The sequence below is a fragment of the Cerasicoccus arenae genome (assembly GCF_014651635.1).
Lineage (GTDB): Bacteria > Verrucomicrobiota > Verrucomicrobiia > Opitutales > Cerasicoccaceae > Cerasicoccus > Cerasicoccus arenae.
In genome coordinates this window covers 191,163-215,033 of record NZ_BMXG01000006.1, presented here as the reverse complement: position 1 = coordinate 215,033, position 23,871 = coordinate 191,163, and the positions used below count along the sequence as shown (strand labels likewise).

30 protein-coding genes are annotated in these 23,871 nt (G+C 54.5%); 21 read left to right on the top strand and 9 right to left on the bottom strand.

Annotated features, from left to right (window positions below; translation table 11 throughout):
* Positions 1 to 268 precede the first annotated feature (268 nt).
* Positions 269 to 418: a hypothetical protein gene (locus tag IE065_RS06845; protein ID WP_189513225.1), complete on the top strand. Its 150-nt coding sequence runs from the start codon at positions 269 to 271 to the stop codon at positions 416 to 418.
* An 842-nt stretch (positions 419 to 1,260) separates the two neighbouring features.
* On the opposite strand, the gene IE065_RS06840 is transcribed toward IE065_RS06845, so the two are convergent.
* Positions 1,261 to 1,473: a hypothetical protein gene (locus IE065_RS06840; protein WP_189513223.1), complete on the bottom strand. Its 213-nt coding sequence runs from the start codon at positions 1,471 to 1,473 to the stop codon at positions 1,261 to 1,263.
* A 191-nt stretch (positions 1,474 to 1,664) separates the two neighbouring features.
* On the opposite strand from IE065_RS06840, the gene IE065_RS06835 reads away from it, so the two are divergent.
* A complete protein-coding gene (locus tag IE065_RS06835) occupies positions 1,665 to 2,408 on the top strand; it encodes a cytochrome c oxidase subunit II (protein WP_189513221.1) in 744 nt (247 codons plus the stop codon).
* A gap of 346 nt (positions 2,409 to 2,754) precedes the next feature.
* Here the strand turns inward: IE065_RS06835 and trhO are convergent, their stop codons facing one another.
* From trhO to IE065_RS06815, 4 genes are all read right to left on the bottom strand, one after another.
* The gene (trhO, locus tag IE065_RS06830) at positions 2,755 to 3,585 is read right to left on the bottom strand and encodes an oxygen-dependent tRNA uridine(34) hydroxylase TrhO (RefSeq protein WP_189513219.1); all 831 of its coding nucleotides are present in this window, start codon (positions 3,583 to 3,585) and stop codon (positions 2,755 to 2,757) included.
* Between the two features lie 66 nt (positions 3,586 to 3,651).
* Positions 3,652 to 3,942, bottom strand: coding sequence for a hypothetical protein (locus IE065_RS06825; protein ID WP_189513216.1), 291 nt, complete (start codon positions 3,940 to 3,942; stop codon positions 3,652 to 3,654).
* Between the two features lie 26 nt (positions 3,943 to 3,968).
* Entirely contained in the window at positions 3,969 to 4,535 is a 567-nt protein-coding gene (locus tag IE065_RS06820) for an isochorismatase family protein (protein ID WP_200163322.1), read from the bottom strand.
* Positions 4,536 to 4,577: 42 nt separating this feature from the next.
* Positions 4,578 to 5,360, bottom strand: coding sequence for a metallophosphoesterase (locus tag IE065_RS06815; protein WP_229792069.1), 783 nt, complete (start codon positions 5,358 to 5,360; stop codon positions 4,578 to 4,580).
* Positions 5,361 to 5,443: 83 nt separating this feature from the next.
* On the opposite strand from IE065_RS06815, the gene IE065_RS06810 reads away from it, so the two are divergent.
* The 16 genes from IE065_RS06810 (at position 5,444) to IE065_RS06735 (ending at position 16,747) form a co-directional block, all read left to right on the top strand.
* Positions 5,444 to 5,938: a hypothetical protein gene (locus IE065_RS06810; protein ID WP_189513212.1), complete on the top strand. Its 495-nt coding sequence runs from the start codon at positions 5,444 to 5,446 to the stop codon at positions 5,936 to 5,938.
* A gap of 99 nt (positions 5,939 to 6,037) precedes the next feature.
* Positions 6,038 to 6,367 carry a hypothetical protein gene (locus IE065_RS06805; protein WP_189513210.1) on the top strand — a complete coding sequence of 110 codons (330 nt, stop codon included), beginning with the start codon at positions 6,038 to 6,040 and terminating at the stop codon, positions 6,365 to 6,367.
* A gap of 92 nt (positions 6,368 to 6,459) precedes the next feature.
* Positions 6,460 to 7,248: a PEP-CTERM sorting domain-containing protein gene (locus tag IE065_RS06800; RefSeq protein ID WP_189513208.1), complete on the top strand. Its 789-nt coding sequence runs from the start codon at positions 6,460 to 6,462 to the stop codon at positions 7,246 to 7,248.
* 324 nt (positions 7,249 to 7,572) lie between these two features.
* Positions 7,573 to 8,244: a phosphate propanoyltransferase gene (pduL, locus tag IE065_RS06795; protein ID WP_189513206.1), complete on the top strand. Its 672-nt coding sequence runs from the start codon at positions 7,573 to 7,575 to the stop codon at positions 8,242 to 8,244.
* Between the two features lie 69 nt (positions 8,245 to 8,313).
* The gene (locus IE065_RS06790; protein ID WP_189513204.1) at positions 8,314 to 8,583 is read left to right on the top strand and encodes a BMC domain-containing protein; all 270 of its coding nucleotides are present in this window, start codon (positions 8,314 to 8,316) and stop codon (positions 8,581 to 8,583) included.
* A 28-nt stretch (positions 8,584 to 8,611) separates the two neighbouring features.
* Entirely contained in the window at positions 8,612 to 8,890 is a 279-nt protein-coding gene (locus IE065_RS06785; protein ID WP_189513202.1) for a BMC domain-containing protein, read from the top strand.
* Positions 8,891 to 8,917: 27 nt separating this feature from the next.
* A complete protein-coding gene (locus IE065_RS06780; protein ID WP_189513200.1) occupies positions 8,918 to 10,102 on the top strand; it encodes an acetate/propionate family kinase in 1,185 nt (394 codons plus the stop codon).
* A gap of 43 nt (positions 10,103 to 10,145) precedes the next feature.
* Positions 10,146 to 10,442, top strand: coding sequence for a BMC domain-containing protein (locus IE065_RS06775; protein WP_189513198.1), 297 nt, complete (start codon positions 10,146 to 10,148; stop codon positions 10,440 to 10,442).
* A 115-nt stretch (positions 10,443 to 10,557) separates the two neighbouring features.
* Positions 10,558 to 10,866, top strand: coding sequence for a EutN/CcmL family microcompartment protein (locus IE065_RS06770; RefSeq protein ID WP_189513196.1), 309 nt, complete (start codon positions 10,558 to 10,560; stop codon positions 10,864 to 10,866).
* Positions 10,867 to 10,940: 74 nt separating this feature from the next.
* The gene (locus IE065_RS06765; RefSeq protein ID WP_189513194.1) at positions 10,941 to 12,413 is read left to right on the top strand and encodes an aldehyde dehydrogenase family protein; all 1,473 of its coding nucleotides are present in this window, start codon (positions 10,941 to 10,943) and stop codon (positions 12,411 to 12,413) included.
* Positions 12,414 to 12,477: 64 nt separating this feature from the next.
* On the top strand, positions 12,478 to 12,735 hold the full coding sequence (locus IE065_RS06760) for a EutN/CcmL family microcompartment protein (RefSeq protein WP_189513192.1): 258 nt from the start codon (positions 12,478 to 12,480) through the stop codon (positions 12,733 to 12,735).
* Positions 12,736 to 12,756: 21 nt separating this feature from the next.
* On the top strand, positions 12,757 to 13,062 hold the full coding sequence (locus IE065_RS06755; protein WP_189513190.1) for a EutN/CcmL family microcompartment protein: 306 nt from the start codon (positions 12,757 to 12,759) through the stop codon (positions 13,060 to 13,062).
* Between the two features lie 13 nt (positions 13,063 to 13,075).
* Positions 13,076 to 14,149, top strand: coding sequence for a class II aldolase/adducin family protein (locus tag IE065_RS06750; RefSeq protein WP_189513188.1), 1,074 nt, complete (start codon positions 13,076 to 13,078; stop codon positions 14,147 to 14,149).
* A 44-nt stretch (positions 14,150 to 14,193) separates the two neighbouring features.
* The gene (locus IE065_RS06745) at positions 14,194 to 15,129 is read left to right on the top strand and encodes a lactate/malate family dehydrogenase (RefSeq protein ID WP_189513186.1); all 936 of its coding nucleotides are present in this window, start codon (positions 14,194 to 14,196) and stop codon (positions 15,127 to 15,129) included.
* A gap of 51 nt (positions 15,130 to 15,180) precedes the next feature.
* On the top strand, positions 15,181 to 15,963 hold the full coding sequence (locus tag IE065_RS06740) for a tRNA threonylcarbamoyladenosine dehydratase (protein WP_189513184.1): 783 nt from the start codon (positions 15,181 to 15,183) through the stop codon (positions 15,961 to 15,963).
* A 199-nt stretch (positions 15,964 to 16,162) separates the two neighbouring features.
* The gene (locus tag IE065_RS06735; protein WP_189513182.1) at positions 16,163 to 16,747 is read left to right on the top strand and encodes a hypothetical protein; all 585 of its coding nucleotides are present in this window, start codon (positions 16,163 to 16,165) and stop codon (positions 16,745 to 16,747) included.
* A 6-nt stretch (positions 16,748 to 16,753) separates the two neighbouring features.
* Here the strand turns inward: IE065_RS06735 and IE065_RS06730 are convergent, their stop codons facing one another.
* Together IE065_RS06730 and IE065_RS06725 are read right to left on the bottom strand one after the other, a co-directional pair.
* Positions 16,754 to 17,584, bottom strand: coding sequence for a TatD family hydrolase (locus IE065_RS06730; RefSeq protein WP_189513180.1), 831 nt, complete (start codon positions 17,582 to 17,584; stop codon positions 16,754 to 16,756).
* Positions 17,577 to 18,020 (bottom strand): VanZ family protein, encoded by a 444-nt coding sequence (locus IE065_RS06725; protein ID WP_189513178.1) that lies wholly within the window; start codon positions 18,018 to 18,020, stop codon positions 17,577 to 17,579. Before IE065_RS06725 ends, IE065_RS06730 begins: the two co-directional genes overlap by 8 nt.
* A 114-nt stretch (positions 18,021 to 18,134) precedes the next feature.
* On the opposite strand from IE065_RS06725, the gene IE065_RS06720 reads away from it, so the two are divergent.
* Genes IE065_RS06720 through IE065_RS06710 form a run of 3 tightly spaced genes read left to right on the top strand, consistent with a single transcriptional unit; the run spans position 18,135 to position 21,632 of the window.
* Positions 18,135 to 19,811 carry a hypothetical protein gene (locus IE065_RS06720; protein ID WP_189513176.1) on the top strand — a complete coding sequence of 559 codons (1,677 nt, stop codon included), beginning with the start codon at positions 18,135 to 18,137 and terminating at the stop codon, positions 19,809 to 19,811.
* A 51-nt stretch (positions 19,812 to 19,862) separates the two neighbouring features.
* Positions 19,863 to 20,834 (top strand): hypothetical protein, encoded by a 972-nt coding sequence (locus tag IE065_RS06715; RefSeq protein ID WP_189513174.1) that lies wholly within the window; start codon positions 19,863 to 19,865, stop codon positions 20,832 to 20,834.
* A gap of 54 nt (positions 20,835 to 20,888) precedes the next feature.
* On the top strand, positions 20,889 to 21,632 hold the full coding sequence (locus IE065_RS06710) for an esterase/lipase family protein (RefSeq protein WP_189513172.1): 744 nt from the start codon (positions 20,889 to 20,891) through the stop codon (positions 21,630 to 21,632).
* Between the two features lie 2 nt (positions 21,633 to 21,634).
* Here the strand turns inward: IE065_RS06710 and IE065_RS06705 are convergent, their stop codons facing one another.
* Together IE065_RS06705 and IE065_RS06700 are read right to left on the bottom strand one after the other, a co-directional pair.
* Positions 21,635 to 22,441 (bottom strand): class I SAM-dependent methyltransferase, encoded by an 807-nt coding sequence (locus IE065_RS06705; protein WP_189513170.1) that lies wholly within the window; start codon positions 22,439 to 22,441, stop codon positions 21,635 to 21,637.
* Between the two features lie 12 nt (positions 22,442 to 22,453).
* Positions 22,454 to 23,830, bottom strand: coding sequence for a M20/M25/M40 family metallo-hydrolase (locus IE065_RS06700; RefSeq protein WP_189513168.1), 1,377 nt, complete (start codon positions 23,828 to 23,830; stop codon positions 22,454 to 22,456).
* Positions 23,831 to 23,871 lie beyond the last annotated feature (41 nt).

Genomic DNA, 23,871 nt, shown 5'->3' with positions numbered 1-23,871 from the left:
CCCAATGGTGATGGAGGCGGCGTTAGTCTTGCGGTGCTTAGTCGGTGTTTTGCTCATCTTGAGAAGTATCAGTTCCGGGGAAACGCCTTCTCATTCCTACTGGTTAGTTTTTTATACTCTTTAGGTATCTCTCGAAAGAATCCCGAGATTCCGAGTAATACTTCCTAAAAATGTCTTCCGCCCGATCAATTCCTGATACTGTCACGTCCAAACTCGACTTCGAGAACAATGAGCGAAGGAATCCCGAAGGCTTCGTAAGTATGTCAGTATGAATCATAAAGCATTTCTTTCCACAGCATCCAATCTCCACGAAATCCCTATTCGACCGGCTAGCACCAATAAAAAGTTCATTCTTCCCATCTTCTTCACGATGAATCCGAAGAAGTTCAATTGCCTCTTCGACGGAGAACTCTCCTAATTCGACCAGTGTGCCGTCATTATCGGATTTATAGCATTTCATTTTTCAAGCTGACGTTTTAGGTGAGGCGACTGCGGCTATGAGCCATCGTCGATCCTGCTTGGTTCTCGCCTAGGCTTCTTTATTCCGGAAATGAAACTTACTAATATTACAGAACCAATAATACCAACAAAGACTAGGATTTTTCCTAACACCGCGTAACCCGAAATCATTGCATAAGTTCCACACGAGACAAATGCAATCATCCAAAGGGAACCGAGCAATGATAGTCCTAAAACTGGCCACAGGCGAAAATCATTTTCGCGTCCATCGCGTTTGGATTGATAGTGAAGGAAAAATAGCAATAGCGCACTACAGGAAAGAAATCCTAGAATACTAATGTAAGCCATTCTTTCTAGCTCTGTCATTATCTAAAAACCTGCGAGACAGGTGTGGAAACGCCGTGCTTTTTCGTTACCGATCCTGATTTACACGATCTAGGTCCTTTTTAAGTTTCTTGATTGAAATTCTTCGTCCTTCGTTTTCTTCCATCGCCTGTAGCTTAGCTATTTCTTTTTCAATTCTATGGATTGATCGCACTCTGGACTCGGATCTCGAACTTACTGACTCAAGATCTCTTCGTCTGCTTTCTTCTTTGATTTCATTCCATTTTTTGTGGTCACTCCTCTTCGGAATTTCGACCTTGTAGCCAAGGCAGTAGCAGTCGCCACCACATTGTGGACACTTCGGTTTATGGTCACTGTATTTTTGCTGGCGGGTTGCGAAGTAACACGTGAAACAAACCCAGTTGCTATTGCTTGCTGACATTCGCTTTTGTTGAAATCGACGGTGTGGGCACGGCGTTACGCCTGTGGCTTAAACATGGCTGCGTCGATGATTGACCAGAGGTGGATGATCCAGCCCAACAGAATCCACCACAGCACGGCGGCGAGCACAAACATCAAGAGAGCCTTGAGCGGGCGCCCTTGAACTAACTGCCCGAGACCGGGAATGAAAAAACTGCAAACGGCGGCAAGCACGTTGCCCGATGATCCTTGTCCTGTTACTTCTGACATGGCGATACGATAACGGAAACCGCCACGTGCGCAAATTACAATTTCACCTCGAGATTATCATGCCTGCGCTTGGCACAGATGAGCGCTTGGCTCCGCAGCCTTGAGAGGCAGTATAGTCATCGCTCAAAAAGTTTTAATGGGGCAGTGTTTTCGGCTCGCAGATTAAGTGATCGATGCACACGTTTCATCACGTGAATTCACTTATCGTAAATATATTGGCAGCGGCCGAAAATGATGCTGCCCATCAGATCGGCTACCTGATTGGTACGACCATAAGCGTGCTTATCCTCTTGGCGATCCCAGTGCTATTTATTGTTTCGATCGTTAAATACGTCAAACGCCGTAGCACTGGCTGGCTGGTGGTGCTGGTCATTACGTCGCTCCCGGTTTTGGCATTTATCGGGATGTTTAGCTATGGCATTTATGTGGGCTATACCAGTGCATTAGACAAAGTCGCTGATGATCAGGTGGAGGGAACGGATCGCGTCGTTCCCGTGGCAGGCAGTCCACTGACCATCGGTATGCCCGACCACTGGAAATTGCTCAAGATCGTAGAGGAGGATGTTCCCCTGCAAATGGGCAATTTGTTCCAAGAGGAATATCTAATGGCCTTCTCCTACTCCAAGATGGACATACTGGACGACCTCGACGGATTTACGGAATATAGCAACGACACACTGCTCGGGCGCATGGACTCAGGACGCGTCGTCGACAGCCGTCATTTTGAAGTGAATGGCATGAATGTTTCGGAATCGGAAATACAAGGCGAAATCGACAACATGCGTATTAACTATTTGAATTACGTCGTCGAGGGCCAGAATGACTTTTACCAGATCATGACCTGGACGCTAAATTCCAAAAGCGGCAGCGCATACCCAGTCTTTCGCGAGGCCATTCAGACGATTGAGGAAGACCATAATCTGAATCTCAAGTAGCCCACTCCGGCGCTTGGCGTAGATGGTACACTTGCGGTTTTTGCCTTGGAGCAGGGCCTACGGACGTTAGCCAGTAAAAATGAGGGGTTAATCGGTTTGAGACTACACGGCATGCACTGTTTATTCACACCCCTACTACTACTGCTACTACTACTACGAAATCCTGATGAAAAGCTACCTCCTATCAGCCACCTATATCATCCACTGCCGTGTGTGCATGGCTTTGGTGATGGTGCGCCAAGGGTTGTCAGTATCGAAATTGCGGCGGCGCATGGGGGTCACATCGGACACGATGGGGGCCTAGCTTACCTTCTCTAGCATGGTCCGTCTGATTGGGGCGGATTACTTAAATCACCGCCGGTTTATCATGCTCGCGCTTAGAGCAGATAGGGCACTTAGCGGGATCTTCGCCTTGGGGCTTGGGATGGCCGCAAGTCCAATTGAGCGCATACTGGCCGGGGGCGAGATCGTGGTTCACAGACACGCGCTGGTCGAAGACGAAGCACTCGCCTTCCCATTGGCTTTGCTCGCGGGGCGTCGATTCCAGGTATTTTAAAATGCCGCCTTCGAGGTGGTAAACTTCGGCGAAGCCTTGGCGCTTCATGAGGGCCGTCGCTTTCTCACAGCGAATGCCACCCGTGCAATACATCGCGACCTTGGGCTGGGTTTGCGGGTTGAGATTGTTGGCGACCCATTCTGGAAATTGGCGAAAGTCTTCGGTATCCGGCTCAAGCGCGCCCTTAAACTTTCCCAGCATGGTTTCGTAGTCGTTGCGCACATCGATGACGACGACATCGGGGTCGGTGATCAGCGCATTCCAGCGGTCGGGGTCCACGTATTCCCCGGCCTCGCTTCGCGGGTCGATGCCGGGCACGCCCATGGTGACGATTTCTTTTTTCAATCGCACGCGCACGGTTTCGCGGCGGAAGGGATTTTCATCGGCGTAGGAAAACTTAACCTCAAGTCCAGTCATGCGCGAATCGGCGCGAAGGGTGTCGAGCAGGTGCTTAATACCAGCCTCTGGCCCCGCGACGGTGCCGTTGATCCCCTCGCCTGCCAGCAAGAGAATTCCGCGTAATTGCGCCTCGTCGCAGAGTGTTTGCAAACGCGGCCGCCAGGCCTCGAAGTCATCGAATTCGAAGAAGTGGTACAGTGCGGCGATGTGTGTCTGGTCCATGCTGATTCGTTAAAATAGACGTAAAAAGCAGAAGAGAGAAGATCGAATTGTCGAGCGGAATTTCGGTTAAATCGGCGGTGGCGTGGACTTGTCAGTGCGATACCAGACGCGGACGAATTGATGCCAGTTGCTCATCATGTCGCCCGAGGTGTGCAGGCTAACGTCGGACGTGCCCTCTTCGCCACTGATGTGCATGTTCGGCAGGACCACGGTTTCCACATTGATCAATTCAAGCTGGTTGTCCTCGATCCAGCGGTTGGCCTGAGCCACACATTCGTCGAGCGATTCAAAAGTCGGCATTTTAAAGAAGCCGCCCGCAGCCGTTTTTTCAGGAGCAAAGTCTTGGTATCGAATCATGACAGTGGTGGTGGGGTTACGAATTTTCAGTCTCCAAAAGTCTTCACCAATTGCGTGAACTCACGGAACTGCGGATGGATCGAGTCGCTGAAAAGTGAATAAAACACGGTTTCGACTGGCAGGATATGCGCACCCGCACGGCAAAGCGTATCAAACGCATGGACGCGGTCTGCGGCGCGGCGCTCAACGACGGCGTCTGCCAACAAGGTGACGTCGAAGCCCTCGGCCATGGCCTGAACCGCCGTCTGATAAATGCAAATCGGGCTCTCCAAACCGGTCAACAAAACGTGCTGCACATTGCGCTCACGCAACCACTCGATCAGCCCGTCCGCGGCCACGCCGGAAAACGCAGTTTTATTGAAAACGGGGGCATTGGGCGCAGCTTCGCGGATCTCCGGCAGCGTAGTGCCGAGCTTGTGCGGCACGTGCTCAGTAATCGCAATCGGCAAGCCAAGGAGCTGGGCAGCGCGAGCCGCCAATATTGCCCGACGGACAGCAGCCGCACCATTTGGCATAACGCTCGTGAAGGCGAATTGCCAGTCGACCAACAACAGGGCGACGGGCAGCGGTGGCAAGGAGTTCTCGGTGGTCACGTGCCAAGGATTACCCACGAGCGCCCCATGGCGTCAATGGGATTACGCGGACGTCGTCAGCGACTTGGTCACATATGGCTGTCGAGCGTCGACCTGGAAAATCTGATCCTCCGTGAGCTCATACGCGGTCAGTTTGCCACCATACACACAGCCAGTGTCGATGCAGATCGACCACTTCGTCCGGACAACTGCGCTCCGCGGGGTATGGCCAGTGACCACAAAGGGCGGGCCTTGCCAGTATTTCATCCACGATTCACCACCGGACACATCGGAGCGCTTGCCCCATTTGCCCGTCTTGCGGTTCATCACCTGAATCTGGGTCACAACGTCCACCGACTGTTCATCCCAAGGCTTATCTGGCAAAAAACCGCCATGGACCACAACCGTCTGCAATCCTGGAAAATGAAGATTGGGATGAAACTCCTGCATGAAACGCCAATCCTGCTCGCTCAGCTTGGGAATCGTTTCCCAATCATAATCCTTGAGGATCGAACGGTCTCCGCTTTGATGATAACGATTCAGGCGCAACTCGTGATTCCCCAACAAGCAGTATGCGCCCGGCAGGTTTCGCGCAATGTCCAGCACCGCCAATGAATCCGGGCCTCGGTTGATGAGGTCGCCCACAAAGACCACCATGTCGTGCTCGCCCAGATTCAATTGATTGAGCAAGTCTTCCAGCTCGACGTTGCAGCCATGAACGTCGCCGATCGTATAGATTTTCCCAGGATGCATGAACTCGTCGTGGTCACTCGTTATTACCGTGTGTATCGGCCAGCATTTGTAATGCTGATCAACACCGCAAGCCAAAGGTGTTCCCAAATCCATGTTAACAAACTCTTGGAAAATCACCCTTAGAGCGAAGAATCCCCTTGCCCGAGGGGCATTGCTGGCAGCAAGCTACATGACGAATGGATTGGCAAATCAAACCACTGGCGCGCGAGTGCGCCGTCTCCGGCGAGCCATTTGAAATCGGCGACGAGGTTATCTGCTTCCTCTACCGTGACGAGGAAGGCCAACTCCAACGCGCCGATGTCGCCACCAGCAAGGTGGATGATTTCCCCCGCCCCGAGGCTGTCCTAGGCCGATGGGGGCGCGAAGTAAAACCACGTGGGGAGGATGAGCGCGAGGCCCGCGCCCACGCATTGGCTACCACCGAGGAGCTTTTCCTCTCTCTTTTTGAATCAGATAGCGCGGACGTGGCCGAAGATCGCGAGCTTTTCAAGCAAGTCCTCGGCCTCATGCTGGAGCGCAAGCGTATCCTCCGCAGCCAAGGTCGCCCAGTCGACGGCCAGCAAAGCTATCTACACGTTCGCTCCAAGGTATTGTACTCCGTTCAATCTTCTGACCCCGACCCCGCCTCGCTCGTGCGCATCCAGGAAGAGCTCAACTCGCTCGTTTTTTAAGGCCTAACCGAACTGGCAAGGAACTTTTTTGCAATTATTTTGATATTGAATCTCAATATCTCTTGACATGCGCCAAAATCCTCTAATTCTGGCGCATAAATGAGACCCGATCGCAGAGCATTACCATCAGCAGGCACGCAAGTCGTCCCTGGCTTCTTCATCATTGACGCAAATCAACGCCCTACCGGTCGGCTACCGCATCGGGTGCCGACAATGCGAACGCAAGGCACGTCCAGCCCAAGGAAAGGCCGCTCGCTTATAAACGAGACAATTCCTCGCACAAATCGACTTCAACGTCCCGAGACCCATGCCAAAAAGGATGGCTCAACGCGTCGTCAGAAGACGAATCAAAAGACTCAGTGGCTTCTCACCAGCGCGGCAGCTATTATTGTCACTGTATTCATTGGCGCAGTCATCATGTTCCAATAGGCAGAATCGATCTTTCATTTCGACACCTATTGATACCGCGACTCAATTTCTTAATTTCCGGGCGCATGCCGCGGAAGAACCAACCGAAAATCATGAAAACAAAACTCACACTACCATCCCTCCCTAGGGACCCTAGCCTAAAATTGGCCGCCTGTCTGGCGGTTAGCCTACTCGCTGGCACACAAGCCTTCGCTGGCTACAGCGCGACGACAAACTTCGTCGATCCAGACGGCTGGGTCGTTGGCGGCACGAACTCCACCTATCAGGAGTGGGACGATCTCCAGTCCTCCACGCCTGACATTGGACATTCCACCAACCCCGCCCTCAGCAGCGATTCCACCATTGCCCCGACCGGCTCAGGCTTCGCCACCAGCAGCGGCAATTACTATTCGTTTAGCAGCGACTACGGTTTCGCAGCAACGGTTTATAACCACGGCGGCACCTCAGGCGCTGGCGGCTTTGCCAGCAATATGGGCACCCACATCATCGTCCAGACTGCGGCAACGATGAACGAAGGCGTCGGCATCTATCCCGATTCAATCCAGATCGTGGACTCTCTGGGCAATTCGCTACTGGGCGGTGATAACGCCAGCGTCCTCCAATACAGCGTTCTGTTCGAAGGCATCGTCAGCAGCAGCTTCGGCGATGTAACGCTTCAGGAGCAAATCTGGGAATTCTATATCCCCAACTTTGTGGACGATTTCCAAGTCATCGGCGACGTAAAGATCCACGCCAGTTTGGACCGGATCCGCATCGATAGCGATATCGCCAGCAGCGCATTCTCCCCCACCACCGTAGTACCGGAGCCATCCAGCTACGCGATTGGGCTGGGCGTCATTGTCCTCGGCGTTGTCCTGCGCCGCCGTCAGTTTAAGCGCTGATTTTGCCACTACCAAGGCTACTGCTTTAGCCAGCCAAGCAAGAAAGAAAAAGGAGCCTGCGTCGAAATATCGGCGCAGGCTTCTACTTTTTTGGGGTAACCGACACACTGCTCTTCTCATTCGAGCCAAATCAAATGCGGGAAAAATGTATGGTTACGGCATCCATTTAACTAGCCCAAAACCAGACTCTGAGTGCTTTATACTGTTTATATGCGATGCTTATTGAGTGGTCGCTTGAAACTTTATGCTTGACCTAATGGAAGATTTTGGAAGATTTTGAACGCACGTTTCCAAAACCCTCAATTTTATTAACTCCAAGCTGCTTTGAGCGCCAATCCCGCCATTACCCGTTCCCAGATTGAAAAGCTGGTCCGAGAGAGCGTCTATTCGCAACTTGGACTGGCCGCACCGAAGGCTGGCCCGAACCCGCTCGTGGTCAACGTTAGCGCACGTCATTGTCATTTAACGCCACAGGCGGTGGAGCAGCTTTTTGGCCCTGGGCACGAACTTACGCCAATGAAATGGCTGTATCAGGATGGCCAATACGCCGCCGAAGAATCGGTGACTATGGTTGGCCCACGTAGCCGAGTCATTTCCAATTTACGCATCCTTGGCCCCTGTCGCGAGCTTAACCAAGTCGAGCTTGCCTACACGGACTCCATTGCGTTGGGCTATAAAATCCCCGTCCGCCAAAGCGGCAACATCAAGGGCACACCCGGTTGCATGCTGATGGGCCCGGCAGGCTTCCTTGAGCTAGACGAAGGCGTCATCCGCGCTGCACCGCACGTGCACATGAACCCCGACGATGCTAAATTCTATGGTGTCAAACAGGGCGACTATATGAAGCTCCGCGTTGGTGGTGAATTAGGTGTAACCTTCGATCGCATTTTTGTCCGCGTCAGCGACTCTTTCAAACTAGAAGTCCACATTGACACCGACGAGGGCAACGCTTGCGGCCTTACGCCAGACAGCTTGGTGGAACTCGTCAAAACTTAACTCTCTCCCTCCCCGCCTCCTCCCATCTCTCTCTGAATTTAACATCGAAAACTTAACACCCAAACACACATGAGCGAATCACTCGGAATGGTAGAAACCCGCGGTTACGTGGGCAGCGTCGAAGCCAGCGACGCAATGGTCAAGGCCGCGAACGTTGAACTCGTTCGCTTGGTCTCCATTGGTGGCGGCTTCTTAACAGTTCTTTGCAAGGGCGATGTCGGCAGCGTCAAGGCAGCCGTCGAAGCCGGAGCCGAAGCCGCAGCCAAGGTCGGAGAGCTTATCTCTTCGAATGTCATGGCGCGCCCACACGACGAACTGCTCAAGCAGTTCCTCAATTAATTTAACTAATCCTCAACGAATTTATATTATGGCTAAGCAAGCTGTTGGCATGATCGAAACTAAAGGCCTCATCACTCTTCTCGAGGCCTGTGATGCCGCCCTCAAATCGGCGGATGTAACCATGAGCGGCTGGGACAAAATCGGCAGCGGTATTGTCACGGCATTCTTCGTTGGCGACGTCGCTGCGGTTAAGGCTGCGGTTGACGCTGGCGCAGAAGCCGCCGCCCAAGTCGGCGATGTCCTCGGCGTGCAGGTTATCCCCCGCCCTCACGATGACCTCGCCAAGCTCGGCAACTGGATGGGTTAATCGCCCGCCATTTAAAATTATCGATTGATGAAAATCCTCGTCGCCAACCTCGGTTCGACATCGTTCAAATACCGCCTCTATTCATTAGAGGACGGTGATGAGCGCATGCTGGCCAAGGGCGGCTACGAACGCGTTGAAGACTATGCCAGCGTGATCGAAGATTGCTTGGCAACCCTTCAGTCGGAGGGACATTTAATCGGCGACTCCGACCTCGATGCAGTCGGCTTCAAGACCGTACTCGGCAAAGACCTCAGCGGTTGCGTCGAAGCAGACGACAAGGCCCTAACTGCACTGGAAGGCTTTAAAGAAGTCGCTCCGGCGCACAACCCGGCCTACGCAACTGGCATTCGTATGTTTGCGAAAGTCATGCCGTCAGTCACCCGCGTGGCGTTGTTCGAAACGGCGTTCTATCAGTGGGTGCCCAAGGCTGCATCAATCTACGCGGTGCCGCAAAACTGGCATGATGCTGGTGTGCGGCGCTACGGCTTCCACGGCGCAAGTCACAAGTTTATCGCCGAACGCTCCGCCCAACTTTTGGGCCGAGACGATGTCGCCGCGAAGGTGCAGGCACTTTATCAAAAGGGCGACACACCGGTCGAAGGCGCGCCTCTGCGCGTAATCTCCTGCCACCTCGGTGGCAGCAGTTCCGTAACGGGTATTAAAAACGGCGTGGCCATCGGCACGAGCATGGGCTTCTCGCCACAAGGCGGGCTCCCGCAGAACAACCGTGTGGGCGACCTGGATTCCATGGCTGTGCCCTACATGATGAAGACCACAGGCCTCAGCCTCGAAGAAGCCGAGCGCCAGCTCACCCAAGAAGGTGGCCTGCTCGGCATATCGGGTGTCAGCAATGATCTCCGCGACGTAAAGGCAGCGGCAGAGTCTGGGAATGAACGCGCTCAACTCGCGCTGGACGCCCTAGTCCACAGCATCCGTCATTGGGCCGGATCATTTGTTTTCCAAATGGGCGGCTGCGACGCGATTTGTTTCACTGGCGGCATTGGCGAAAACAACGCCGAACTACGCACCGACGTTTGCGCAGGGCTTGAAGGGTTCGGACTCATCCTCCATCCCACGACCAACGCCACCACCCGCGAGGAAGGCGACATTAGCGCGTCGAATTCGCGTGTTAAGGCCTTTGTCATTCCAGCTAACGAAGAGCTCGTTGTCGCCCGCGAAGTCTCACGTTTCCTTCAAGCCCAACCGGCATAACTTTCAGAACACTTACACTTCAAACTTAACACCCATACATATCATGGCATCTCAAGCAATCGGACTCCTCGAAACCAAGGGACTCATCGCACTCGTGCAAGGCGTCGACGCCATGCTCAAGGCCGCCAACGTCGAGTTGGTCGGACCAATGAAAAGCGTCGGCAGCGCACTCGTTAGCGCAACCATCGTCGGTGACGTCGCCGCCGTTAAAGCAGCACTCGACGCTGGTGCCGAATCCGCATCGTCATTTGGCGAAGTGGTCAGCGCCCACGTCATCGCCCGCCCGCATGACGACGTCTCCAAGATCCTTCCCAGCACCAAGAGCGCAGCAAAGAAGTAAGGAGAGATTAGAAATTAAAGGAAAAAGATTAAAGCGGGAGTTTGCCGCTTTGGACCAATAACCCACATGCCCACCCCTTTAATCTTTAATTTTTAAACTTTAACCTTCACTCACCATGTTCCTCGCCAAAGTCATTGGCCACGTTGTGGCGACCAAAAAAGACGACAAGATGAAGGGGCGTAAGCTCCTCCTATTGCGTCCGCAATTGGTCGATCCGAATGACCCGAAAAAATTCCGTGACGGTTCTAATACCGTCGTCGCGGTAGACAACCTCGGGGCGGGCAAAGGCGAGATGGTGCTCTTCGTGCAAGGTAGCTCAGCCCGCGCTACTGAGGGCATGAAGGCCCTCCCCGTCGACTGCGCGGTGGTCGGCATTGTCGACAATGTCGATGTGCTCGGCCATCAAGTCTATGACGGCAAGTAACTCTGCATCGCAAAGCATTTGTCCTACAGTGCAACCTCTCCCCCCTTTTTTTCAAATCTTCACACTTTCGCCAGATGAGTTTGCAAATCGATGAATCCGTACTGAAAAACGTCGTCGCCGACGTCCTGCGCAAGCTTCAGACGCAAGGCGCGGCACCCACAATCGCCAAGAAGGACGACGACTGCGGCTGCTCCTGTAACGGGGCCTGTGCTAACGGTGATTACGGCGTTTTCAAAACCGCAAGTGACGCCGCTGCTGCCGCCAAAGAAGCGCAGAAGAAATTGCGCAAGCTCGGCATCGAAGGCCGTGATAAGGTGGTAAAAATCATCAAGGCAACCTGTGCCGAAAAGTCTGTGGAATGGGGCCAGCTGGAATTTGACGAAACCAAAATCGGCCGTCTTGAACACAAGATCGCCAAGCTGCAAGGCATCCCGAATTTGCCCGGCGTCGAGTGGTTATCACCACGCGGCATGAGCGGCGACCACGGGATTACGATGGAAGAAAACACGCCCTTCGGCGTTGTCGGCGCGATCACGCCGGTCACTCACTCCATCCCCACACTTTCCTGCAACATCGTCAGCATGGTGGCTGCGGGTAACACCGTCGTCTTCAATGCGCATCCCAAGGGTGCCCGTTGCGCCGTCGTTGCGATCCGCGAATTCAACAAGCGCATTAAGTCTGCAATCGGCATTGAAAACATTGCGACGATCATTGAGACGCCAACCCTCGACAGCTTTAACGAACTGTGCAGCACACCCGATGTCAACCTGCTCTGCGTGACTGGTGGCCCCGGCGTTGTTGATGCAGCAATGAAGAGCGGCAAACGCGCCATTTGCGCAGGCCCCGGCAACCCCCCTGTCGTTGTCGACGAAACGGCAATGTTGGCAAAAGCCGCGCGCGACATCATTTTTGGAGCCGCCTTCGACAACAACCTCCTCTGCATCGGCGAGAAGCAAGTCTTCGTCCTCGACAAGGTTTACAGCCAATTCCTTTCCGAACTGAAGACCGCGGGTGCCGTGGGCATTAACGGCAATCAGCTCGACCGACTGACCAAGATTGCCTTCACCACCGATGGTAACGGCGGAGGCTGCTCGCACCCTGTTCTCAACCGCGATCTAGTCGGCGCTGACGCCACGAAGCTCGCTGAAATCGCAGGTGCGTCTGCACCCACTGGCACGGAAATTCTTTTTGCCGAAACCGACGCCAACCACCTGTTCGTGATCGAAGAGCAGATGATGCCGATGCTGCCAATCATCCGGGTGAAGAACATTGAAGAAGCCATCGAATTGGCAAAAATTTCCGAGCACGGTTACAAGCATTCGTCGATGATTCACTCGCTAAATGTCGTGAATATGGGCCTGATGGCGCGTGCGCTCGACTCCACGCTTTTCGTCAAGAACGGCGCTTGTGTTGCAGGTCTCGGCACTGGCGGGGAAGGCTACTCCAGCTTCTCGATCGCCACGACCACCGGCGAAGGCATCACCACGCCCGACACCTTCACACGCCGCCGTCGCTGCGTATTGGTCGACAGCCTGCAGATGTACTAAGAACGCCATCAAACCCTTAGCTGGTTCTCTTTAACCTTTTAACTTTAATCTTTTAACCTCGTCCATGATCCGTGCACGCGTAGAAGGAAATGTCGTCTCCACGGTCTGCCATCAGACGATGAAAGGCTGGCGTTTGCTGATCTGCCAGCCGCTGGATGGAGATGGCAAAGACTCGGGGCAACCAGTGATGGCAATTGATCCACAGGGCGCTGGCGTAGGTTCGACGATCGTCATCACCACCGATGGTAAAGGTGTCCGCGAATTTCTCGGCGTCGATAAGACGCCCATCCGCAACATGATCCTCGCCATCGAGGACGAGTAACCAACAAACCAAAATTTCGATATGCGTTTCGGCAAAGTCATCGGCAAAGTCACCCTGAGTGATAGCGACCCCACTTACATTGGCGGGCGCTTCCTGCTGGTTAGCCCGATGGATAAAGCCCGCATCAGCGGTGAGGATTTGCCGCCAGTTTCTGGCCAACCCGATGTGGTTGTCTACGATAATGTCGGCGGCGGGCTGGGCGATGTCATCGGATTCGTCGAAGGCGGCGAAGCCTCAGCAACTTTTGATAAACCGACACCGGTCGACGCATTTAACTGCGCGCTGATCGACGAGATCACCTATCAGGGGCGAACTCACACTCTCTAATTTTTAAACAGCCATGAAAAAAGTATTTACCGGAAAAGATATTGAAACGCTGCTGGCCAGTGGAAAAAGCCTCTGCGCGATCCCTGATAACGCAGTGCTGACCCCTTCCGCCAAGGACGCGATTCGCGAAGCGAAAAAGAGCAGCGGCGGACGCACGGTTTCGACCAAACCAAGTAAGGCCATCCAAGAGCCGATCGTGCCGAACTACGAATTTCAATGGAAAGCTGGTGCCGACCCTGTTGGCTCCGATGCGCTTCTGGCATTCTTTAATTCTCCTGAGCTGCGTATCATCAAGGAGCGCATGTGCGACATTGGTCGCCGCATCTGGGCCAAGAATTATTGCGATGGCAACGGCGGCAACATCACCGTCCGCGTCGGTGACAACCTCGTACTTTGCACCCCAACGCTGATCTCCAAGGGCTTCATTGAGATCGAAGACATTTGCCTGGTTGACCTCGACGGCAACCAAGTTGCTGGCACTCGTAAGCGCACCAGTGAGGTCAACACGCACTTGGCCATTATGAAAGCTACGCCGGACGCCAAGTCCTGTGTGCACGCGCACCCAATCCACGCCACAGCGTTCGCGATTGCTGGCGTCGCGCCCCCCACTTGCCTGATTCCTGAGCCTGAAGTGTTCCTCGGCGAAATCGCCTTGGCTCACTACGAAACACCCGGCACGCCAGAAAACGCCAAAGCCGTTGGTGCGCTTGCACCGAATCACCAATCGATCATCATGCAGAACCATGGCGTGATCACTTGGGGCAAGGACGTTGAAGACGCCTACTGGAAGATGGAAAATACCGAGGCCTACTGTAACACGATCTACATCGCTTCGCAGCTCGGCCACGGACTCAACACTTACGGCGGCAACAAGCTCAAGGAACTGATTGCCATTCGTCGCTCGCTCGGCATGCCCGACAAACGCGAAAACCTGAAGGAATGCGAACTGTGCGATAACTCTGAGTTCCGTCCCGGTGTCGTCTGCACGATGCCGACTCCCGCCGCGCCAAAGACTGCCTCCGGCGACGACGCCGAAGCCTTGGTGCAGAAGGTTACCGATATGATCTTGCAACAACTGAAAGGCTGATCGCATGGTGAAAGGCTCATCCGCCCTTCACCAATCACCTTCGTATGAACGCCGCAGTCATCGGTGGAGCCGGACGTCTCGGCAGCGCCGTAATTGCGGAGCTTGTCCGGCGTAATCTGTTTACAGAAATTACGCTGATTGATGGCCAAGCCGAATTGTGCACTGCGGAAATCCAAGACCTGCGTGACGCTTGTGCGAATCAGCCCGTCCGCCTACACGCGGCAACGCAAGTTAACTTTGCCACGCAAAGTGACATCATCATTCTGGCAGGCGGCGTTTCCGCCCAACCGAATGAATCGCGCCTTGAGCTTGGTCGCCGCAACTTGACCCCGTTCTGCCGATTGCTCAACGAGCTGAAAGAGGTCGGCTTAAAATCGAGCACCGTGGTGATTATCGCCACCGAACCCAGCGAATTACTGACACCGCTCGCAGCAAGTTTTTTGGAATTACCGACGGGACAGGTCTTTGGCTTGGGGACAATGATTGATGCCCGGCGTTTGCGGACATCCATTGCGGAGAAACTGTCACTCACCGCGAAAGATATTTCAATTTCGGCCATTGGTGCACACGGTGAGGCGTTGGTTCCACTTTGGTCCGGCGCTACAGCTGGCGGAGCACCACTGTCCTCGCTGAAGCAATGGCAAGGCGTCATGCAAAGCGAGGTCGAGGCCTCCGTCAAAGCAACTGACGAAATGCTCCTCTACGGTAAGGGCGGCGCTTGGTTAGGCCCAGCAGCGGCCACAGCCGATGCCGCCTGTGCCGTTGCGCGTGATGAGCGGGTGATCTTGCCAGTCAGTCAATCCCACGATTTTCGTTTGCCCAAATACGACCTTCGCCGAACCACGCTCGCACTGCCAACGATTGTCGGCCAACAAGGTGCAGGCGAAGTGGTTGAGTTCAAACTTTGGCCGCGGGAACAGTCCGCCCTCGTACGAGCAGCACGGAATACACAAAACGATTTGAAGGCACTCGCAACCTAGGCTTAGCAAAAGCTTGCACCAAGGGGCGTTTACTTAAGAGAACTGCCCGTGATGAGTGATTACTACACGCGATTTGGCGGAATCGGACGGCTTTACGGTGCCGCTGGATTGGAGAAACTACGTTCATTGCACGCCTGTGTCGTGGGCGTTGGCGGCGTCGGTTCGTGGTCGGTTGAAGCATTGGCGCGGACTGGTATTGGGCAGCTCACACTCATTGACCTCGATGATGTCTGCCTGAGCAACGTCAACCGACAACTTCCCGCGCTCGACGGAGAAGTCGGCAAGCTGAAGATCGACGTGCTCGCTGCGCGGACCCGTTTAATCAACCCGGAGTGCCAGGTGAACGCTGAGGCGACATTCTTCACCGATTCCACAGTCGATCGTTTGCTGGGTCAGGGGTTCGATGTGGTCATCGATGCGATTGACGCCGTTTCAAACAAATGTCGGCTGATTGCCGAGTGCCGACAGCGACGAATCCCCATTGTCACCGTGGGAGGGGCCGGCGGAAGAAAAAACCCGTCCGCCGTGAAGGTCGACGATCTCTCACGCGCGATTGGCGACCCGCTGTTGGCTAAGGTGCGCCGACAACTCCGCCGAGATTTCGAGTTCCCCCGGGAGCGTCGTTGGAAATTTAAGGTGCCCTGCGTGTATTCCGACGAGCCTGTCGTTTTTCCGTGGGGCGATGGCACCGTTTGCGCAACCAAAGAGAAAGGCGCAGCCCTCCGCCTTAACTGTGATCAAGGTTTCGGAACTGCGAGCTTTGTGACTGGCACCATGGGCTTTACAGCAGCAGCAGTGGCAGTCGACGTTGCGCTTGCCGTCCCCAGTCAGTAAAAGGGCACTCAGCCAATCGGCATGCCGAATGGGGCAATTAGACTCCATGCACAGATGAATCTTTACACCTAAAAGATTGTGAAATCTTTGTTTAATCACAGTTCGACCCTATAAGGGCACTTGCCAAAAATACATGATTATACCCATATCAAATACCGTAAAGTCTGTATCCGATCCTCTTTGACTCGCTCCTTTTACAATGGCCATCATTCAACCACAGTCGCCCAAGGCGCAACGCGAATTGCTGCAACGCGGTTCGCAGGGCATGCTGTATGGTGAACGAGGGGCCATCAGCCGAGCAGCTCCCGTAGTCCAAGAAGCCTTGCGCCTTGAGATACAGGCTCAGAAAAAGCGCATGATGCTCAGAGGGTTCTACCTCTTCGCAACCGCACTGGTTGTGTTCTCTATTACGATATTTTTCTTGAGCAAAACCTCTGATGTCGGAAAACAGGTAATCACTGGAGCCAAGGCACCAGTGAAAACCGATCAGCCCACGCTGATGTTCGTTGAGGCACCAAAAACAGAAGACCCACGGAAAACTCTGGATTACGCCTCAACCCCACAGGAATTTGTTAACCGTGCTACAGTAAATGGCGTGCGTTTAGGTGGTCGCGGCACCCGAGCAATCATCAACGGTGCCCTCTATCATGTAGGAGATGTTGTTGCTCCGGAAATGGGCTTGGTTTTCGTCGGACACGATCCTGATGGCGAATACCTGCTCTTCCGCGACGCCAGTAGCCGCACTATCTTCCTCCGTGTCTACAAAGAGAGCGAAGCGAGCTAATCGCGATTACGCTTCGAGAAAGAAGCGGTGAAAATTCCGCTCCACCTGTAACCGAATTGCTGACTCTGGCATACCTGTTAATTTCGATGCGGCCCGATAACTCGCGGTGATATTGGCAGGATGATGCATTGCACGCCCCCCCCCCTCATCGGCGAAAACGGCATTACCCGTCAACTCCCAATCAAGCCAATCAACGGATGGCAACATGTCTGGCGAATCCGTTTCCAATAGAAGCCGCTCGATGGGAATGACCGCAAACGATTCACGATGGCGCGCCTTGCGCTCGTGCATGACATAGGCGGAAAAGCTGAAGTAGCCGCCAATCGCCGCAAAAGACGCCACCATTTCAGGTGCCCCCCCATAACCATGCAGATGAAATCCACGGGCCGGAAGCGGACCAGCCTGAAGCTGCTCGAACAGCGGGCCCCAAGCTTGCAAACAATGCAGCGAAATCGGGCGATTCTCCGCCGCTGCTAGCTCCATCTGCGCCTGTAAGGCAGCTTGCTGACGTGGTAGATCATGGCCCTGAATCCACCGATCCAGCCCGGCTTCTCCCACCGCAGCATAAGGAAAGCGATGAAGGTAATCCTGAAGCTGATCCAGCCAGTCCTTTGGTGCTTCGTTAACATGCCAGGGATGCAGCCCAAAAGCAGGTAAAACCCGTGAGTCTTGTTCCGCCAGTTCGGCCACCGCCTCCCAGTCGCCCGGATGCGTCCCATTGACAACCGCCTTGGCCAATGGAATCTGCGCTAATCCAGCGACCATTAATTCTTGCCCCGGATTCAGCCGTTGATCGTGCCAGTGGCAATGCGCGTCGTAAAGTGGGGCGTCACTCATGGGCATTCTTTTTTCGAGGGCGAATCACAGCCCATTCCAACACACCGCGGTAACCCGCCCAGCCACGGTAAACATAGACTGCTGTTATCGCGCCAAATGAATCAGCGAGCCAGTCAGCAAAATCCATCATGCGCCCGGGCGTCTGGCTCTGATGAAGCTCATCAACGAGGCCAAAAACCACCGTCAGGGTGATCGCAAAAACCGCACGTAATCCGTCAGGCCATGTCGGGCTGGAAACACGGTAAATCGATGTGGCCAACAGGCCATAGACCAGTAAATGGATGACCTTATCGAGGGAGAAAAAACTAAACGGCAGCGGTGCAGGGTTTCCGCCAGACGCGATGCTAATCGCCGCAACTAATGCCAGCGGCTGCCACCAGCATAGTCGCTGAAGCCAAAGTGCACGGAGGCGCTGAGATGCGGGCGAGGTCTTCATCGATGAAATCAGTAACAGGATTGGGGGGACGGGCGTCCAGACACAAATGGACCTTCATTTCCGCATAAGGTTTCCGTTGATCGTAAGTCATGAACCCGCTACGTTTCTGTCAAAATGCAGAAAGTAGCTGGCATTGTGCTCGTTGTTTTCGCCCTGCTTCTCGGGGGGGGGGGGTGGCTTGCGCCAGTTTATCTCGATGCAGTTGCTCCTGCTGTCTTGCGGCTGGCTGGCGCAAAGGGCAAACCCGCCGTAAATGTCGCCGAGCAGCTACTAGATGAGGGTCAGTTCGGGCCAGCTTGGCGTATCAATACTGCATTGGCGTCACTAGACACAGCGTCATCGGAGACATTGTCGCCGGAAAATTTTCTCAATGGCCAAATCGAACAGTTTATTGCAGACCATCCAAAAGACCGCTTAACTGGCAATGCGGAACCTTTCGGGCTCCAATTCATCCAGATCGCCACGAAATTGCCCGAGCTGGCAACCGAGAATGGCCCCCTAGCTTTTCAGCAACTATTGACACCCAGAGCCAATCGCGAGGCGCTACGTGCAATGCTCATTGAATCGCGCAATCAGAACGTACAGCACATTCTAGCAACCAAGGGGCTAACTGGTGTGCGGCATTTCATGCCGGTTGCTTCGGCGGCTGGTGCCCCGCTAGACTCCGCCATTCTGACGACTGCCCTGCTCGTGCAAGCTGGCTTAGTGGGGCCAGAATTCGCCCGTGAGCTCGCCACGATGGCCCAATTGGCAATGAGCGGCGAACCGGCGTCTGTCGCCCGTCTAGAAGCCTTTTATCTCTCCATGCTTGGTGCCGCACAACGCCTCGACTGGGCATCCCTGGGGGCATGGACACGGATGGCGCGCGACCCGGTCAGCTTCATGCGAGCCACCACCCTACTCCGCCAAAGCGGTGATCGCGAAGCCTTGGTGTTCAGCTTGGTCATGCTCAGCCAACGCCCGGACTGGGTCGCTGATTATTACGAAACCTTTGGCGATGAAGCCTGGCCTGATTTCGCCCGAGTGTTCCCTTGGGGGGGGGAGGCCTTGCGTTACTTACTGGAGCGTCAGTTGCCACTTTATCAGGGACCAGCCTTGTGGTCTGATGCGGAAACGCCAACCGATAATGAACTGACACGCCTTACGCTTCAGTTGTGCGCATTTTACCGCCCTATTGCCATGGTAGCCAAGGTACTGCTGCTGCTAACAGCAGGCATGCTACTGGCGGCGGGCATCAAGCTCGTCATCTCCAGCCGATCGACTAAAGGAAGTTATCCGGGGCTCGCGTGGATGCAAAACGGGGTTGTCGGCGTGATTTTGCTCCTGATCGTTGTCAGTTTTCAGGAGCCGCAATTATTCGCCCAACCAGTCACTGAGCCTGGGACGCTGTTTTTAGAATTTGAATTACCCGCCGCACTTGGCACAGTAGAAGGTGAAACCATGCCCAACGCCTCCATCGATCAACAAACCGTTCTCGTCCTGCTCATCTTTCTGATGGTGCAGTTCGTGATCTATATCGTGTGCCTGATGAAGATCTCGCAACTCAAGCGCGCCCCGGTTCCCGCCGAGACGCGGATCACCCTGCTTGAGAATGAGGAGCCGCTGTTCGACCTCGGGCTTTACGTGGGCTTGTCTGGCACGGTGATCTCACTGCTCATGCTCGCCATGGGCATCGTGCAGGCCAGCCTCGTGGCCGCGTATGCCTCAACGCTGTTCGGCATTATCTTCGTCGCACTGCTCAAGATCCTCCATGTGCGTCCGCTCAAGCGGAAGCTCATCCTCGAGCGATAAGCCAAGGGATGGGTGATTGACAGGCCTCCGACTGGCGGAATGATCGGCGGCATGAGATCAACAACTGCCCTCGCGGCTTTGCTACTTGCCCTGACCACACCTTTTGCCAATGCGCAGACTGCCACTTTGGAGTCCGCCAAGGCGGTTATCCCTGAAACATTTGCTTTGCCGTCAAGCCAGTCGGGCATCGAAGCGTCAACACTGATCGAGAATAACGGAGAGCAGAAGTTTGTTTTCGTTCAGCTACAACTGAAGGTTGATTACCAAAATGCTAAAGAGCTGAAGCTGATGATGAATGAAATCTCGGCCAACGTCGGTGACGAAACATATTCACCGGTCGGTGACAGCAATTCCGATGGTCGCCATCTGAAAGCATTTCGTGATCCTGCCCGCGAAAAGGAAAGCTTCCGCAAAAGAGGTAAGAACGAGGCAAATGCTGACACTGCCGTTCTGACTCTATTGTTTTATTTCAAGCCGACAGGGGCATTTTCGGTCAACTTTGGTGACAAGTCCATCGAAGTGACGCCGACCGAGGTCAAGCGCCTCGAAGATGCCTACTTACCGAAGATCACTGTCAACGAAGTGACCCTGCGAGATCGCTTCAGCAAGGCAGCGCCGCGCACATTTACACTGACTCCGAGCCAGACACAGGTTGCCGCGCCACTCGTGGGCAAGGTACTCGATGTTAAAATCCAGGTTGTACCAACGATGCCGAACCGTTCGGGCACGGCACGTAGTTACATTCTCCAACCGGCAGATTTCTCTCTTGTCAACGGTGAGCAAGTAATCCCGATGTTTCAACTGGTTGGCAGCAGCTCGCTCATGGACAACAGCATCTATACGATCGGCGTCGATGTGGACGTGGAAGAGGCCAAGCAGTATGCCGCGCTCGAAGGCGTCCCCTATGAATCAACGCTGGGGAAAGAATTAGAGTTACTGTTTCTGGTCGATCCATCCGCACCGAAGTGGGATCTCTATTTTGGTGCCAACAAAGTAGCCGAGATTCCAAACAAGGGATTTTAATCGGAAAAAGCCTTCCGCATTGGACTTTCGCCCAACGCTCGCTAACCTAAAACGATGCGCTGGTTGATCTTCCTGTTTTGTTGGCCGCTCGCTTTGTTTGGCGAGAAAGAAACCGTAGTCCTGCTGCATGGACTCGCGGCAACATCGGGCACGATGGGACATATCGAGAGAACGCTGGAGGCTGAGGGTTATCGTGTGGTCAACATTGACTACCCATCCATGAGTCAGTCACTGGATGAACTGGCCGTGCATGTGCGGGCGGACATAGTCCGGGAAACTGCCGACGCCAAGCGCATTGATTTTGTCACGCACTCCATGGGCGGTATCTTGCTACGCATGATCGAGCGCGATAATCCTCTGCCCGAAATTGGCCGCGTGGTGATGATTTCCCCGCCCAACCAAGGCAGCATGGCCGTTAATTTATTGGCGGATATGCCCGGCGCAAAGCTGTTGATCGGCCCGGCGGGCATGGCGCTGGCCAGCGGTGAGAATGAGCAACTACAGTCTCTGAAACCAGCGACGTTTGAAGTTGGCGTGATCGCGGGCAGCCTCGGCCTGGACCCATTCATGTCCTCATTGATTCCTGGTGCCGACGATGGCGTGATCTCCGTGGAAAGCACAAAGCTCGAGGGCATGACGGACTTCACCATCGTCCATGAGACTCACCCGATGCTCGTCTTCAACGGCGAAGTCATGGACCAGACAACCGCGTTTTTAAAGACCGGAAAATTCCTACCTCAAGTCGAACAAGTCGAGGACGATAACCCCTGGATGCGTAACTGGACGCACCGGCAATAGCGCTACTTAACGCCGAGGCGGACACGCACGCTCCACAGCCACGGCTTAACCCCATCGCCAAAAGCAAAGGCGGCGACATCGCGCAAGTGATCAATGTGCAAATCTCTTTCCGTAAGGCCCTGCTTTAGCAAGGACTGGATGTAGCCCTGGCTCAACAGCAAGGCCACAATGCGGGCTGCCCCACCCTCATCTTCATGGTGTAAAAGACTTTCCCGGACGAAACGAAACTGACCAGACTTCCTCATCCGCTCCAAATGGCCCGGTTTGTCCCACCGTGGCAACTGCTCGGTCAGTCCGCATTCACGCTCCAATTGACGACCATGCTCCATGCAGGCGATGTAGGCCGCATCGACTTCCCACGATGAGGTAAACGGCGGCCAATCGTAATCGTAGGCCGCAAAAATGCCGCCGGTGCGCAAGATACGCGCAGCTTCGGCGAATGTGGCGAATGGCTCCATCCAATGTAATGACTGTGCGCAGAGGACCAAGTCCGCACTCACTGCGGGCAAACCAGTCTCGTGCGAATAGCCCGTTCGATAGGTGATGTTGGCACCACCAGCCTGCACTGCCTGTTCGCGCATAGAGGCCGTAGGTTCGACGCCAATTACCGCTTTGGCCCGTTCCGCCCAGTAGCGTGTGGAAAGTCCCGTTCCGCAGCCCAAGTCCACGACTAAATCCGGTCGGTCACAGCCCGCGATGGGACACAGCAAGTCCGCCAATGCAGTTGGTGCCGAGGGACGCGCCTGATTATAGGCCTCACCAAAACCAGTAAAACGCTCAACCGTCGAAGAATAATCCGGTACGCTCATTAGGCCTACCTCTTACTTCGTCGCGAGCTTCTCGAAAATGCGTTCGTAGAGGGCGACACCGCGCTCGATAATTTTGCAGTGCATGGACTCGTCGGGCGCGTGGAGGTTATCCTCCTTGGTGAAGAGGCCGAGCATGAGCGAGTCGAGGCCAAGCTTACGGTGAATGTCGCCAATGATAGGCACGCTACCGCCCTCGCGCAGGTAAACGGGTGGCTGCTTCCAGATTTCGTTGATCGAGGCCTCTGCGATCGCGAAGGCGCGGCTTTTCGTTGAATCATCGGCGACCGTACCACCCTTTCCAGGAGGTGTGACCATGTAGGCAGCACCGCCGCTATGGATATCAAGCTCGACCGTAACGCCCTTGGGCGCACGACGCTTGATCGCCGCCGCGATTAGTCCCTGAATTTTCTCCGGGTCCTGATTGGCGACGAGACGGCAAGTGATCTTGGCGAACGCCTTAGACGGGATGACGGTTTTCTCGCCCTCACCCTGATAGCCGCCGCCGATGCCATTGAACTCCAGTGTTGGCGCAAAACGACAGGCCTCAAACGCGTTGAGTCCCGGCGGACAATGAAATGCGGGAATGCCGAGAAACTCTTGGTATTCATCTTCCGTAACGCGAAGCTTGGCCAGCTCATCACGCTCCCAATCCTGCGGCGGAATAACGTCGTCGTAAAAACCCGGAACGTTAACCGTGCCATCAGCATTGTGGAGGCTGGCACAGATATCCATGAGCGCTTGAAGCGGGTTGAGCAAACAGCCACCGTGGATGCCGGAATGCAGGTCCTGCTTCGGACCGGTCACATTGATTTGCAACGGTGCTAGACCACGCAGCGCGAGCGTGATCGCCATGGTGTCCGGACTGGGGCAACCCGTGTCCGACAAGATAACGAGGCCCGCCTTTTTCAAACGGTCCGAATGCTGATCAAGGAATCCAGCGAAGCTTGGGCTACCAATTTCTTCCTCACCCTCAATCATCCAGGTAATACGTAGCGGCAAGCCGGGATGACGCTCCAGCACGCGGGATAGCGCAGTGAGCTGCACGGCAATAGGGCCTTTGTTGTCAGCGGCACCTCGACCATAGATGCGATCTCCGCGAATTTCGGTTTCAAAGGGGGGCGTAGTCCACAGATTAAACGGATCAGCGGGCTGCACGTCGTAGTGTCCATAGACAAGGATGTGCGGCCAGTCATCGTGCTCAGCACCACGCTCGGCGAGCAGAATCGGGTGCAACGGCGTAGCAACGGTCTCCACCGTAAAGCCGAGCTTCTTGAGCTTGTCGGCAACGCACTCACGCGCATCCGTCATGGCCTGTGCATAGGCTGGATCAGTGGATACGCTCGGGCAACGGACGAATTCGGAAATCAGTTCTAGTGGGTCAAAAGCCATGAAAGTAGTATGATGGAGGTTTGTAGAGAATGGAAACTACG

Bases quoted from the DNA above. Each gene is read 5' to 3' on its own strand.
- IE065_RS06845 (WP_189513225.1), top strand. From the start codon at position 269: ATGAATCATAAAGCATTTCTTTCCACAGCATCCAATCTCCACGAAATC.
- IE065_RS06840 (WP_189513223.1), bottom strand. From the start codon at position 1,473: ATGTCAGAAGTAACAGGACAAGGATCATCGGGCAACGTGCTTGCCGCC.
- trhO (WP_189513219.1), bottom strand. From the start codon at position 3,585: ATGGACCAGACACACATCGCCGCACTGTACCACTTCTTCGAATTCGAT.
- IE065_RS06825 (WP_189513216.1), bottom strand. From the start codon at position 3,942: ATGATTCGATACCAAGACTTTGCTCCTGAAAAAACGGCTGCGGGCGGC.
- IE065_RS06815 (WP_229792069.1), bottom strand. From the start codon at position 5,360: ATGGATTTGGGAACACCTTTGGCTTGCGGTGTTGATCAGCATTACAAA.
- IE065_RS06810 (WP_189513212.1), top strand. From the start codon at position 5,444: ATGGATTGGCAAATCAAACCACTGGCGCGCGAGTGCGCCGTCTCCGGC.
- IE065_RS06805 (WP_189513210.1), top strand. From the start codon at position 6,038: ATGAGACCCGATCGCAGAGCATTACCATCAGCAGGCACGCAAGTCGTC.
- IE065_RS06800 (WP_189513208.1), top strand. From the start codon at position 6,460: ATGAAAACAAAACTCACACTACCATCCCTCCCTAGGGACCCTAGCCTA.
- IE065_RS06790 (WP_189513204.1), top strand. From the start codon at position 8,314: ATGAGCGAATCACTCGGAATGGTAGAAACCCGCGGTTACGTGGGCAGC.
- IE065_RS06785 (WP_189513202.1), top strand. From the start codon at position 8,612: ATGGCTAAGCAAGCTGTTGGCATGATCGAAACTAAAGGCCTCATCACT.
- IE065_RS06780 (WP_189513200.1), top strand. From the start codon at position 8,918: ATGAAAATCCTCGTCGCCAACCTCGGTTCGACATCGTTCAAATACCGC.
- IE065_RS06775 (WP_189513198.1), top strand. From the start codon at position 10,146: ATGGCATCTCAAGCAATCGGACTCCTCGAAACCAAGGGACTCATCGCA.
- IE065_RS06770 (WP_189513196.1), top strand. From the start codon at position 10,558: ATGTTCCTCGCCAAAGTCATTGGCCACGTTGTGGCGACCAAAAAAGAC.
- IE065_RS06765 (WP_189513194.1), top strand. From the start codon at position 10,941: ATGAGTTTGCAAATCGATGAATCCGTACTGAAAAACGTCGTCGCCGAC.
- IE065_RS06760 (WP_189513192.1), top strand. From the start codon at position 12,478: ATGATCCGTGCACGCGTAGAAGGAAATGTCGTCTCCACGGTCTGCCAT.
- IE065_RS06755 (WP_189513190.1), top strand. From the start codon at position 12,757: ATGCGTTTCGGCAAAGTCATCGGCAAAGTCACCCTGAGTGATAGCGAC.
- IE065_RS06750 (WP_189513188.1), top strand. From the start codon at position 13,076: ATGAAAAAAGTATTTACCGGAAAAGATATTGAAACGCTGCTGGCCAGT.
- IE065_RS06745 (WP_189513186.1), top strand. From the start codon at position 14,194: ATGAACGCCGCAGTCATCGGTGGAGCCGGACGTCTCGGCAGCGCCGTA.
- IE065_RS06740 (WP_189513184.1), top strand. From the start codon at position 15,181: ATGAGTGATTACTACACGCGATTTGGCGGAATCGGACGGCTTTACGGT.
- IE065_RS06735 (WP_189513182.1), top strand. From the start codon at position 16,163: ATGGCCATCATTCAACCACAGTCGCCCAAGGCGCAACGCGAATTGCTG.
- IE065_RS06730 (WP_189513180.1), bottom strand. From the start codon at position 17,584: ATGAGTGACGCCCCACTTTACGACGCGCATTGCCACTGGCACGATCAA.
- IE065_RS06725 (WP_189513178.1), bottom strand. From the start codon at position 18,020: ATGAAGACCTCGCCCGCATCTCAGCGCCTCCGTGCACTTTGGCTTCAG.
- IE065_RS06720 (WP_189513176.1), top strand. From the start codon at position 18,135: ATGCAGAAAGTAGCTGGCATTGTGCTCGTTGTTTTCGCCCTGCTTCTC.
- IE065_RS06715 (WP_189513174.1), top strand. From the start codon at position 19,863: ATGAGATCAACAACTGCCCTCGCGGCTTTGCTACTTGCCCTGACCACA.
- IE065_RS06710 (WP_189513172.1), top strand. From the start codon at position 20,889: ATGCGCTGGTTGATCTTCCTGTTTTGTTGGCCGCTCGCTTTGTTTGGC.
- IE065_RS06705 (WP_189513170.1), bottom strand. From the start codon at position 22,441: ATGAGCGTACCGGATTATTCTTCGACGGTTGAGCGTTTTACTGGTTTT.
- IE065_RS06700 (WP_189513168.1), bottom strand. From the start codon at position 23,830: ATGGCTTTTGACCCACTAGAACTGATTTCCGAATTCGTCCGTTGCCCG.